This is a genomic window from Streptomyces sp. NPDC045022, from assembly GCF_056432605.1.
In genome coordinates this window covers 380,550-393,343 of sequence record NZ_JBWKIR010000001.1, presented here as the reverse complement: position 1 = coordinate 393,343, position 12,794 = coordinate 380,550, and the positions used below count along the sequence as shown (strand labels likewise).

Annotated in this window: 5 protein-coding genes and 2 pseudogenes; all 7 read right to left on the bottom strand. The window is 69.6% G+C overall.

Going from position 1 to position 12,794, the window contains the following annotated elements; genetic code table 11:
- Positions 1–27: 27 nt before the first annotated feature.
- Positions 28–240 (bottom strand): hypothetical protein, encoded by a 213-nt coding sequence (locus AC07C1_RS01725; RefSeq protein WP_478936205.1) that lies wholly within the window; start codon positions 238–240, stop codon positions 28–30.
- 244 nt (positions 241–484) lie between these two features.
- A complete protein-coding gene (locus tag AC07C1_RS01720) occupies positions 485–1,489 on the bottom strand; it encodes a DUF2637 domain-containing protein (protein ID WP_478936203.1) in 1,005 nt (334 codons plus the stop codon).
- 669 nt (positions 1,490–2,158) lie between these two features.
- A pseudogene (locus AC07C1_RS01715) lies at positions 2,159–5,212 on the bottom strand (alpha-amylase family glycosyl hydrolase); the annotation flags it as partial.
- 152 nt (positions 5,213–5,364) lie between these two features.
- Positions 5,365–8,460 (bottom strand): annotated as a pseudogene (locus tag AC07C1_RS01710) (alpha-amylase family glycosyl hydrolase); the annotation flags it as partial.
- A 153-nt stretch (positions 8,461–8,613) separates the two neighbouring features.
- Positions 8,614–10,329: a carbohydrate-binding module family 20 domain-containing protein gene (locus AC07C1_RS01705; RefSeq protein ID WP_478936201.1), complete on the bottom strand. Its 1,716-nt coding sequence runs from the start codon at positions 10,327–10,329 to the stop codon at positions 8,614–8,616.
- Between the two features lie 412 nt (positions 10,330–10,741).
- A complete protein-coding gene (gene rfbB, locus AC07C1_RS01700; RefSeq protein ID WP_478936200.1) occupies positions 10,742–11,719 on the bottom strand; it encodes a dTDP-glucose 4,6-dehydratase in 978 nt (325 codons plus the stop codon).
- Positions 11,716–12,783 (bottom strand): glucose-1-phosphate thymidylyltransferase, encoded by a 1,068-nt coding sequence (locus AC07C1_RS01695; protein ID WP_478936198.1) that lies wholly within the window; start codon positions 12,781–12,783, stop codon positions 11,716–11,718. Before AC07C1_RS01695 ends, rfbB begins: the two co-directional genes overlap by 4 nt.
- Between the last annotated feature and the right edge of the window lie 11 nt (positions 12,784–12,794).

Sequence of the window (12,794 nt, the reverse complement as noted above, 5' to 3'; positions counted from 1 at the left end):
CCACGAGGGCTAGTGCCGCGGCAGGCACTAGATGATCGGGAAGGCTGATTCGGCCGCCGGACAGTCGAGTGTGCAGACCCAGAGCCGGAAGGGCAGTCCCCGGTGCCGCACCTCAGCCAGCACCCGCCCGCTCGCTCCCAGCGGGCGGGCACAGACGGCACAGTCCATGGCCATCTGCTGGCGTGGCCGGAGTCGGGCGAGGTCGGGGTGGGGCGGGAGCGCCGTGACAGAGCTGTTCACTCGGCCTTCCTGACAGGGAGTTCGGCCCAGACCTCTTTGTCGTGTGGTTGCCTGTCCGGGCCGCTGTCGAGGTGCCCTGTGCCGGGGACGTGGCGGATGAGCCTGCGAAAACAAGTCATTGATGTGGAGTCCTCAGCTGTTCTCCGGCCGTGGTCGGCTTCGCGGCCGACGCCTCGGTGTGCCGGCGCAGGGTTCACCGGGTGCGGGGAGCCGCCCCGGTCTGGCTGGTGCCGCCCGGGGACCGTCACGGAATGTCACCGGTCCGCCCGAAACGGCGCGGGTCGCCGGGGCGCTGGTCGTAGATCGCTTGGCCGCCCCCGAACTGCCCCCGCTCCGTATGGAGGGTGCGGCCGGTCATGGCCACGTCCTGGTGCGTCACCGGCGCGCACCTTGCGGAGCGAGCATTCAGTTGCCCGTGCTCTTTCATGTGGAGATCGCCATGTGTCGACGGCGTACCGCCCTGTGGCAGTCGCCCGTCCGACACTTCCTCGGCCGGCGCCCCGGGAAGCCGCAACCGGTGCCGGGGCAGCGTGCGACGGGGCGGCCTGGTGAGGGTGATCTGACGCACCACCTGCTGGAAGCAGGCCAGGGAGGCGAAACTCGGCAGGGCGGCAGCCGCGATGCCGACGACGTTTCTCGGAGCTTGCGCGATACACAGCGCCGTCGCGATGGCGGAAAAGGTCAGGAGCACGGACCAGGAATGCACGGCCCGACGCTGATGCAGCGCAGCGCGGAGAATGGACAGCGAGGCCACCAGCCAGGGGCCGAACACCAGAAGAGGCCACCAGGAGACCACGCTGCTCTGCATCCTCGTCACTGCCACCAACCGCAGCGGATCGTAGGCGATCAGGCCGCCGAAGATGCTCACAGCAGATGCGACGGCGGTCACCAGCGCAGCGATGAAGCGGCTGGCGATCCGGATTTTGCTCGGCCTCTGCCGTGCTCGAACCTTGCGATGGCCCCGAGGAGGAGCCTTCACCGGCGGCGTTTCCGCTGTGGTTTCCACCAGGGTTTCGCGAGGGGCCGACTCGACCGTACTGACGAGATAATCCTCATGAGGTGCCGCCGGGATGTGCGGCTGCTGCTCGATGGCGTCCCGCAGCATGAAGGCCAACTCTTCTGCGGGGTCCCAGTTCGAGTCAGGAGGAATCAGGGTCGAGTGGAAATCTTCCGCGGACGCCCGGTGCCGTCCCCGGCTGCTCTGATAACCGTCTGAATGCTCGACGGGGGGCTCTGAATAGTGCCCCATGCGCTCACCATGCATGACGCGATCTGGTCATTCCGCCGGTGATGCGCACAACCAGGTTTCCGGGCTCGGCCAACGTCTCGAAATGTCCGTTTCCAGGGTGTTCATGGTGTCCATGAATTCCTGGAGAGTCTCCTCGGTCACCTCGAGGGTGACAGGGAGGCCCCCCTTCATCAGAACCCCCTTGGCGGACCCGGTCGTGTTCGGCGCCGGCAGATACGTGTAGGAGCCCAGCCGCGCGGGTCGCCTTACCGTGGAGTACGACCACCCTGCGGCGGATTCGAGTACCCGCCCCCTCATTGCCTTCGTCATATTGCAGATAACGCCGCCATTCGATGATGGATGCGGGGCGAACGGGTGACGGATTAGCCGGACAAGCACCTAGATCAGGTATCGTTTGGGCCTATATGCAGCTGTATTAATAACGACAAGCGGGTGTTGCTCACGCCGGAGAAGAAATGTTTTTTCCACGACCGGACTCAGCCGACGGGGTGCCGTCCCTTGGCGGTCGATGCCGTGGAGCCGCGTACCACCAGTTCCGGCATGAACACGAACTCGCTGTGCGGCGCGGGCGTCCCGCAAGACTCTTGCTGAGGTCGGGCATTGCCCGTCGGCGGGTGCCCCTCGCAGGGCAAGGGGCACCCGCCGGTCGTGTCGTGCCCGTCAGGGAAGGCGGACTCCGGTGGCCGCGAGCAGCGCGCCGTTGGCAGCCCGTTGCGTCGCGACGAGCTGTGCGCGCAGTGCGGCCGGGACACGGTCGCGGTCACGGGGGTCGACCGTGAACGCCGGGTCGGCCGCCAGCTCCGGGTGCGCCGACTTCTGCGCGTCCGTCAGCTTCGACGGGATCAGCCGGAGCCAGTAGCCCTCGTCGGACAGCGCGCCGTCCTTGACGGTCATGCCTCCGTGCGGGGCGTAGACGAGTTGCTGGCTGGTGGAGTCCGTGGTCTTCACCTTCCACACGACCGTGTCCGTGTCGATCCACCGCGCCTTCGCCGTGTCGAGGTCCAGGTCGGGTGCGCTGCCCACCGTCGGTAGCAGGTAGTCGCTGTCACCGCTGACCAGCCAGGCCTCCTTGCCGTAGGGGGCGAAGTCCAGCGACCGGTCGGCAGCGATGTCCTTCTCGTCGCCCTTGTGGATGATGTAGCTGAGTGAGGTCGCACCGTCGGCGAGCGGCACCTCGAAGGTCACGCCGAAGGCGTCTTTCCTGACCGGCGCGAGCGGGACCGCCCAGTCGGTGGGGTTCTCGGCGCCGGTCCAGGTGTGCAGACCCCAGCCCTCGTAGTCGCCGTCCGCGCGGTGGTAGTGGAGCACGACCTTGGCCGGGTCGGAGGGCGGATGTGTGCCTTCCGGCGCCGTGTCCGACTCGCCGTCGTCGCCCTGCCGGATCCAGACCTCGCCCGTCTCCTCCAGGTCGATGCTGCGCCGCGGGCCGTCCGTGGTGCCGTTCCGGGCGACCGTGTACGTCAGGCTCTTCGCGCCGTCCTCCGGCTTGACCCAGGCGAATGCGCCGTAGGCGTCGCGTCCGGTGAACTCGGCCGACCGACCCGCGGATTCGAGCTTCCAGCCGGTGTAGTCACCGTCCGTGCGCAGGTAGTGCACCACGGCGTAGTCGCGGTGCACGGCGCTCGGCGGCTGCGGCACCGCTGCCCGACCCGCCGTGGTCGTGGCGCGGTCACTCGTGGTGCGGCCTGCCAGGTCGACGGCCACGGCCTTGTAGCGAAGTGCGGTGCCCTCCTTCACCGTGTCGGGCAGGTGCTGTGTGACCTTGTAGGGGGCGTGGTCAGCGGTGCCGAGCGTGTGCCACGGGCCGTCGCCGGCCTGGGCGGCGAACACGACTCGGTTCCGGCCGCCGCCGCTCACCTGCGCGGAGATGTCGACGTCCCCGGTGGCGCCCGGCGCCGGGGCCTGGAGCTGGAGGGACGGCCGGGTGGCCGGGGTACCGAGCCGCTTCGCCGCCTTCAGCACCACGGACGACAGCGCCGGGACGGTGACGGTCACCCGGGTGTCGGTGCCACTGGTCACGGTGCCGGTGGTGCCGTACAGGCCCCGGTAGGCCAGCCCGGCGGAACCCGTGGGGATCCGCACGGTCCTCGCCTGGGAGGCGTTGTTGCACGCGACCAGGTAGTCGTTGCCCCGGCGGGTGTCCGTCCGGGTGAACGCGTACACGGAGCCCTGTGCGTAGCGCTCGGTCTGGACGCCGTCGCGCAGCGCCGGGTTCCGCTGGGTGAGGCGGGAGAGCGCCGATATCGCGCGGTACAGGGGGTGGGAGGTGTCGTACGCGTCCGAGGCGGCCGTGCGGTCGGTGCCGATCTCGTCGTCGTCCAGGTAGTCCGGCACCTTCGAGGCGAACATCGTCTGACGGGCGTCCTTGTCGCCGCCCGAGCCCGTGAAGCCTTGTTCGTCACCGGAGTAGACGACCGGGTTGCCCCGGGAGAGGAACATCAGCTCGTGGGCGAAGCGGTCCCGGCGGAGGAGTTCGGCGTCGTCGGCCTTCGGGTTGTCCTTGAGCAGGAAGCCGCCGATGCGGCCCATGTCGTGGTTGCCGAGGAAGGTCACCTGCTCGTAGGCGTTCGCCTTGTCGGTGGTGTAGCGGTAGTCCTGCGCGAAGACGTCGGCGAGCCGGTCGGCCGCCCGGCCCTGGGAGGCGTACTGGCGGATCGCGTCCTGCAGCGGAAAGTCGAGCGTCGCGTCGAGGCGGCCCTGCCGTACGTACGGCGAGGTGACGGACGGGTCGGAGGACAGTGTCTCGCCGAAGACGAAGAAGTTCTTCCGGCCCTTCTTCGCGGCGTAGGCGTCGAGTGCCGTCGCCCACTGCGTCCAGAAGGCCATGTCGACGTTGCGGACGGTGTCGACGCGGAAGCCGTCGACACGGAAGTCCCTGACCCACTTCTCGTAGATCTCCTCCATGCCGTGCACGACTTCGGGGCGTTCGGTCCACAGGTCGTCCAGACCGGTGTGGTCGCCGTAGAGGGTGCTCTCGCCGACGAAGGTGGAGTCACCGCGGTTGTGGTACATGGTCGGGTCGTTCAGCCACGCCGGGACTTTGACGTCCCGATCGGCCGGGTCGATCTGCGGCGTGTAGGGGAAGCCACGGGCGTCGACCTTCCGCATGCCCTTGCTGTCGTCGAAGGGGCGGCCCGCGGTGTCCAGGTAGGGGTAAGCGCCCTTGCCGCGGTACTGGAACGTCTTCTCGGCGTTGGTGACGGTGTCGGCCGTGTGGTTGGTGATGACGTCGAAGAAGACCTTCATCCCCTTGGCGTGGGCCAGGCGGATGAGTTCCGCGAGGTCCGCGTTGGTGCCGAAGTGCGGGTCGACCCGGGTGAAGTCGGTGATCCAGTAGCCGTGGTAGCCGGCGCTCTCGCCGTTGCCCTGCACCGGTTTGTTCTTGAAGATCGGGGCCAGCCAGATCGCGGTGGTGCCGAGCCCCTTGACGTAGTCGAGTTTGCTGATCAGCCCCTTCAGGTCCCCGCCCTGGTAGAAGCCCTTGTCCGTGGGGTCGTAACCGGTGGCGGTGCGGTCGCCGGTCAGCCCTCCCCGGTCGTTGGCGGTGGAGCCGTTGGCGAACCGGTCGGGCAGCAGGAAGTAGAACTGCTCGCGGGTCATGTCGTGCCGGGCCGCCACTGCGGCCAGTCGGGCGTTGGAGGGCGGGGCGGGCGGGCGCTCGGTGGCGCTCGCCGGCTGGGCGGAGTGCAGGGCCGTGGCGAGCAGTGCGGCGGTGACGGCCACGGCGGCGGATCGGGTGACGGTGCCCGGGAGGCTCCGGCGACGGAGCCTTGCCGGTCGCCCGCCGGGGTTGCCGCGGGCGGTGGGTGATGCGGTCACGATGCGGCTCTTTCCTTTCGTTCGGTGCGCTTCGGGGGTCAGCCGGGAGGCAGGTGCACGGTCGTCGCGCCCAGCAAGGCCCCGTCCTCTCCTCGTTGTGTGGCGATCACCTGGCGGCTCGCTCGCGCCTCGGCGATCCGGTCGCGATCCCGTGGGTCGACGGTGAAGGCCTGGTAGTCCGAGAACCGTGGATCGGCGGCCCGTTGCGCGTCGGTCAAGTGCGCGGAGACCAGGCGCAGCCAGTGCCCCTCGTCCGACAGCGCGCCGTCCTTGATGCCGATGCCGCCGCCCGGCGCGTACACGAGCTGCTGGCTGGCGACGCCGGCACCGGTTCCCCGCCATACGACGGTGGTGTCGTCCAGCCAGGTCGCGGCCGACGTGCCGAGGTCCAGACCGAAGGCGCCGCCGAGCGTGGGGGTGAGGTAGGCGGAGTCCCCGGCGACGCGCCACACTTCGTGTCCGTAGAGGGAGAAGTCGAGGGCCTCGTCGACGGGGACGTCCTTCTCCTCCTTCTTGTGCAGGATGTAGCTGAGCGAGTCCGCGTGACCGGTCAGCGGGACTTCGAAGACCAGTCCGAAGGAGTCCCGGCCCACCGGGCGGATCGGGTCGTTCCACTCCGGCGGGTTCGCCGCTCCCGTCCAGGCGTGCAGGCCCCAGCCGTCGTAGGCGCCGTCCGGGCGGTGGTAGTGGATGATCGCCTTCGTCGGGTCCTGCGCCGGGTACGCGTCGGCGGGCCTGGTTCCCGTCACCGCGTCACTGCCCTGGCCGGTCCACACCTCCGGCGCCGCGGCGAAGTCCAGCGTGCGGGCGGCGCCGTCGGGGACGCCGTCCTTCTCCACGGTGAAGGGGATCTCGGTGGCGCCCTCGGCCGGGGCGAGCCAGGCGAAGGATCCGTAGGCGTCCCGGCCCGTGAAGTCGGCGGTGCGGCCGTCGGCCGTCCGCAGCCGCAGACCCGCGTAGTCACCGTCGGGCCGCCGGTAGTGGACGACGGCCCAGTGGCGTGCCGCCGTCGGTTTCGCGGCCACCGGCGCCTGGCCGGCGGTCGTCGTGGCGAGGTCGTCCGCGGTCCGGCCGGCGCTGTCGGTGACGACCGCCTTGTACCTGAGCGGCGTTCCGGCGGAGACGTCCGGGGGGATGGTCTGGGTGACCCGGTAGGGGGCGTGGTCGGCGGTGCCGAGAGTCCACCAGGCCCCGTCGCCGACCTGGGCGGCGAAGACGACCCGGTGGTACCCGCCGCCGGTGACGTCGGCGGAGATCTCCACGGTTCCGCCGGCGCCCGCGCCTGGGGCGTCGAGCGTGAGGGAGGGCTTGGCCCTCGGCGGCTCCGGCGGCTGTGTCGCCTCGTACACGACGGACGACAGGGCCGGGACGGTCACGGTGATCCTTCCGTCGGCATCGCCGCGCACTCTGCCTGTGGCGCCGTGAAGCGCCTGGTACGGCGTGTATGCCGAACCGGTGGGCAGTGCGACGGTCTTGTCCTCGGTGGCGTCGTTGAACGCGACCAGGTAGTCGCGTCCCCGCCGGACGTCGGTGCGGGAGAAGGCGTACACGGAGCCCTGTGCGTAGCGCTCGGTCTGGACGCCGTCGCGCAGCGCCGGGTTCCGCTGGGTGAGCCGGGAGAGCGCCGATATCGCGCGGTACAGGGGGTGGGAGGTGTCGTACGCGTCCGAGGCGGCCGTGCGGTCGGTGCCGATCTCGTCGTCGTCCAGGTAGTCCGGCACCTTCGAGGCGAACATCGTCTGACGGGCGTCCACATCTCCGCCCGAGCCGGTGAAGCCCTGCTCGTCGCCGGAGTAGACGACCGGGTTGCCACGCGAGAGGAACATCAGCTCGTGGGCCAGGCGGTCGCGCCGCAGAAGCTCGGCATCGTCCGCGCCGGGGTTGTCCTGGGCGATGAAGGTGCCGATGCGCCCCATGTCGTGACTGCCGAGGAAGGTGACCTGGCTGTAGGCGTTGGTCTTGTCCGTGCTGTAACGGTAGTCCTGCGCGAGGACGTGGGCCAGGTCGTCGGCGGGCCCGCCGCGCGAGGCGAAGTTGCGGGCGGCGGCCTGGAACGGGAAGTCGAGCGTCGCGTCGAGCCGGCCCTGGGTGACATAGGGGGCGGTGATGGACGCGTCCGCCGAGAAGGCCTCGGCGAAGAGGAAGAAGTGCCGGCGTCCGTGCTGCGCCGCGCACCGGTCGAGCGCGGTGGCCCACTGGGTCCAGAAGTCCATGTCGACGTTCTTGGCCGTGTCGACCCGGAAGCCGTCCACGCCGAAGTCCTCGACCCACCTCTCGTAGATGTCCTCCATGCCCCGCACGACTTCCGGCCGTTCGGTCCACAGGTCGTCCATGCCCATGAAGTCGCCGTACAGGGCGCTCTCCCCGGCGAAGGTGGAGTTGCCGCGGTTGTGGTACATGGTCGGGTCGTTCAGCCAGTCGGGCACCTTGCGGTCCTGCGGGTCGGTGGAGACCTGCGGGGTATAGGGGGCGCCGGCCGCGTCCGTGCGGTGCGGGCCGGCGCTGTCGTCGAAGGGCCGGCCCTCGGTGTCCAGATACGGGTAGGCGCCCTTGCCGCGGTAGCCGTAGTGCTTCTCGGCGTAGTCGATGGTGTCAGCGGTGTGGTTGGTGATGACGTCGAAGAAGACCTTCATGCCCTTGGTGTGGGCCTTGTGGATCAGCTCCGACAGGTCTGTCTCGGTGCCGAAGTGCGGGTCGACCCGGGTGAAGTCGGTGATGGCGTAGCCGTGGTAGTTGGCGGTCGCCTTGCCGTCGCGGACCGTGACGGGCTTGTTCTTGAACACCGGTGCGAGCCAGATGGCAGTGGTGCCGAGGCCCTTGATGTAGTCGAGGTGGTCGATGACGCCTCTGAGGTCGCCGCCCTGGAAGAAGTCCTTGTCGGTGGGGTCGTATCCGGTGGCCGTACGGTCGCCGGTCAGGCCTCCCCGGTCGTTGGCGGTGGAGCCGTTGGCGAACCGGTCGGGCAGCAGCAGGTAGAACTGTTCCCTGCTCGCCGACGGACGGGCCGGCTGTCGCGCGAGCTGTGTGTCTGTCGGCGGTGGGGGCGGTCCGTCGGCCGCCGCCGGGGGCGCCAGCGGTGGCAGGACCGCGGTGAACAGCGCGAAGGCCAGGGCGGTTGCGTGGTGTCTGGGTCTGCCGACCACGTGACGCATCTCCTCGGGATCTCGGTTGTGGGCAAGGACGGGGCCCCGCCGTGCGGCGGGGCGCGGGACCGCCCGGCACCGGTGGAGCGGGCCGGGCGGTCCTTGTTCGGGGATCGCCGGCTGTCGTCGGCGATCCCGGTCGGTCGCGGGGAGGGGCCGCGGTCAGCTGCGCCAGGTGTCGTTCAGGGTGACCACGCCACTGGACGGGACGGTGGCCGTGCGGTTGGAACCGCTTTCCCAGGTGACGTTGCCGCCGGCGTCCTTGCGGATGTACTTGTACTCGAACGAGGTGCCCGCGGGCAGGGACAGGTCGAGCTTCCAGACGGGGTAGCTCGCCGGGTCGAGCTTGAGGGAGTTGGATGTGTTCCAGTTGCCGAGGGCGGAGTTGTTGCCGACGACGTGGATGTTCTGGCCCAGTTGCGTGGTGGCGTTGACGTTGAACGATGCTCCGGTGGCCGTGTTCCCGCCGCCGTCGCTGCCGCCGTTGGCCGAGCCGCCCCCGCAGGTCTTCGCGCCGACGTGCAGGGCGAGGGCCGTGTTGGCGCCGAGGGTGGCGGTGAACTGGCCGGAGGAGTTCACCGTGACGCCCTTGCCGCTCTGCACGTCGCAGTAGTCGCCGGCGGGCAGTGAGGTCTGGAAGGTGCGGGTCAGTGACGACCCCTCGTGGTTGATCACGACGTACGCCTTGTCACCGCGGCCGAAGGCGATCTGGTTGGTGCCGCTGTCCCACCAGTTGGTCACCGCGGTTCCGGCGGCCGTGTTGCGGAACTTGACCATGCTCGCGATCTCGCTCCAGGCGTGCTGGCACTTCCAGCCGCCGGTGTAACACGCGTTCACCCGGCCGTTGTCCGGCCCGCCGGCGTTGGTGTCACTGAACTCGTAGCCGGAGTGCACGTCGGGCGAGCCGTAGGGCCAGGCCAGCATGAAGACGTGCGCGAGGGTGTAGTTGGCGCCGTCCTTGTAGGTGAGGGTGCTGCCGCTGCGCTCGGTGTCGTGGTTGGTGACGAAGACGGAGGCCTTGCCGCTGGAGACCAGTCCCCAGCTCTCGCCGAAGTTCTTCAGTTCCGCGAGCTTCTCGTTGTTGAACACCCGCTTCAGGTCGTAGGCGTAGTTGAACTCCTGGACGTCGCCCGTGTTGTAGAACTCGGGCGGCTGGACCGCCTCACCCGCGGCCCCGATCGTTTCCTGCTTCCAGTACACGCCCGGGTTGGTGAGCCGGGACTTGATGTTGGCGAGGTCGTCCTCGGCCATGTGCTTGGCGCCGTCGATCCGGAAACCGTCGACGCCGAGGGAGAGCAGGTCGTTCATGTAGCCGGCGATGGTCTTGCGGACGTACTCCTCGCCGGTGTCGAGGTCGGGCAGCCCTCCCATCTCGCAGTGCTGGACGTTCCAGCGGTCGGCGTAGTTGCTGATGCTCGTCGTGCAGTCGTCCATGTCGGCCGGGGAGTAGGTACCCGGGTAGTCGTACTTGCTGAACGACGACCCGGCGGTGCCCGTGCCGGAGGCGTTCGCCATGTGGTTGATCACGGTGTCGGCGACCACCTTGACGCCGGCGGCGTGGCAGGTGTCGACCATGTTCTTGAAGGCGGCGCGGTCGCCGAGCTTGGTGCCGATCTTGTAGCTGACCGGCTGGTAGGCCGTCCACCAGGAACTTCCCTGGATGTGTTCGTTCGGCGGGGAGACCTGGACGTACCCGTACCCGTCGGGGCCCAGTTCGTCCGTGCAGGCCTTCGCGACGGACGCGAAGTTCCATTCGAACATCACCGCGGTGACGTCCTTGCCGCCGGGCGCGCTTGCCTGCGCCGGCGTCGGTGCCGTGACGGCCACAGCGGCTCCCGCCAGGGCGGCGAGTGCAGCGGCCACGGTCTTTCTGGCCATGGTGTCTCCAGTTGGGGAGTGGGGTGATACCGGAGGACAGCCTTGGTTGACAACGCGCCATGCCGGAGAAGGCCGTTCGTTGGTTCTTGCTGCAAGAATTTGCGGTCGAGACCGTACGGCGCCGCTTACCGCAGGTCAACCCTTCTCGCGGAAAAGGCAGTTCGCCAGGCCACGGTGTGAACAGGCGCTGCGCAAGGCCTTTCGCAACGGTTTTCGAAGTGTTACCTTCAACCAACTCCGGCCCTCGGTCGCGGGGATCGCGAAGGATGCGTCTCCCCGACGCGCCCGGCCGAGCGAGCCGGAGTGTCCGCGCGGCCCCGGCACGGGTGCGCGCCCCGACCGGGCGCTGCGCCGGGGCGTGTGGAGTCCCTGGCAGGGCCGTCGCGGTCATCCCGGACGCGGCTCGCCGGCTTCAGACGGATTCCAGCAGCGGCTTCCACCACGATCGGTGGGTGCGGTACCAGTCCACCGTGGCGGCCAGCGCCGACTCGAAGTCGGCCCGCGGCCGGTATCCCAGCTCCGCGGTGATCTTGCCGTGGTCCACCGCGTAACGGCGGTCGTGGCCCTTGCGGTCCGCGACGTGCGTGATGCGTTCCGGGCCGGCGCCGCACCACCGGAGCAGGCGGTGCGCGAGTTCGAGATTGGTCAGCGAGGTGCCGCCGCCGATGTTGTACGTCTGCCCCGGCCGTCCCGCCGTGCGCACCAGTTCCACCGCCCTGACGTGGTCGTCCACGTGCAGCCAGTCGCGCACCTGCCTCCCGTCGCCGTACACCGGCAGGTCACCGCCGGTCAGCAGGGTGGCCACGAAGCGGGGAACGGCCTTCTCCGGATGTTGATAGGGGCCGAAGTTGTTGGAGCAGCGGGTCACCCGGACGTCCAGGCCATGGGTGTGGTGGTGGGCCAGCGCCACGAGGTCGGCCGCGGCCTTCGACGCCGCGTACGGCGAGCTGGGCCTGAGCCGGTCCTCCTCTCGTGCGGCACCCTCGGGTACCGAGCCGTAGACCTCGTCGGTGGAGATCTGGACGAACGTCCGCACCCCGTGCCGCAGCGCCGCGTCCAGCAGGGTCTGGGTGCCCACCACATTGGTGAGGGTGAACCCGGAGCCGTCCTCGATGGAGCGGTCCACGTGCGACTCCGCCGCGAAGTGGACGATCTCGTCGTGCCCGGCCGCCAGCCGCCGTACCGTCGCGGCGTCGCAGACGTCACCGTGCACGAAAGTCAGACCGGGGTGACCGCGTACCGGGTCGAGGCGGGCGAGGCTGCCCGCGTAGGTGAGCTTGTCGAGAACGGTGACCGCGACGCCGGGCGGCCCCGACGGGCCGAGCAGCGCGCGGACGTAGGCGGAACCGATGAAGCCGGCTCCGCCGGTGACGAGGATGCGTGACGTCATGAGGTGAGCTGCACCTTGCTGTGGTCGCCGATGACAAGACGGTGGGCCTGGGGCGGGCGGGGCGCCGCGGCCACGACCGCTTCGCGGCCGATGAGCGACCGCTCGATACGTGCGGCGCCTTCCAAGCACGCGCCCTGGAGGAGCACCGAGAACTCGATCGCACTGTCCTCGATCCGGCAGTCCTCGGCGATGGCGGTGTACGGGCCGACGCTGGAGTTGCTGATGACGGCACCCGCTCCGACCACCACGGGTCCGACGATCCGCGACCCTCTGACCACGGCCCCCTCGGCGATGCGGACGCGGCCCACCAGGACACTGTGCGGATCGACCTTGCCGTCGACGCGTCCCTCCATCCGGTCCAGGACGTGCCGGTTCGCCTCCAGCAGGTCGTCCACACTGCCGGTGTCGTGCCACGGCCGGGTGGTCGCCTCCGCGCGCACGGGCAGACCCCGGTCGATCATCCACTGCACCGCGTGGGTGATCTCCAGCTCGCCCCGCCCCGAGGGGCGGATGGCGCGGACCGCCTCGTGCACGGCGGGAGTGAAGGCGTAGACACCGACCAGGGCGAGGTCGCTGCGGGGCCGCTCCGGTTTCTCCTCCAGCCGCCGCACCACCCCTTCGTCATCGACTTCCGCGACACCGAAGGCGCTGGGGTCGCGCACCGGGGTGAGCAGCAGCCGGGCGGCGTCCCGGTGGGCGGCGGCACGCCGGACGAACCCCGTCACGCCGTCCTCCAGGTGGTTGTCCCCGAGGTACAGCAGGAAGTCGTCGTCCCCCAGGAAGTCCCGTGCGGTCGCCACCGCGTGGGCCAGTCCGAGGGGTTCGGGCTGGTGCAGGTAGGCGATGCGCAGCCCGAAGGCGGATCCGTCCCCGACCGCGCGGCGGATGTCGTCGCCGTGGTGGCCGACCACCACGCCCACCTCCTCGATGCCGGCGTCGGCTATCGCCTGCAGGACGTAGTACACCACCGGCCTGTTGGCGATGGGGAGGAGCTGCTTGGCGCGTGTGTGGGTGAACGGTCGCAGCCTGCTGCCGGTGCCACCCGCCAGAACCAGGGCTTTCATGCCGGCCACCG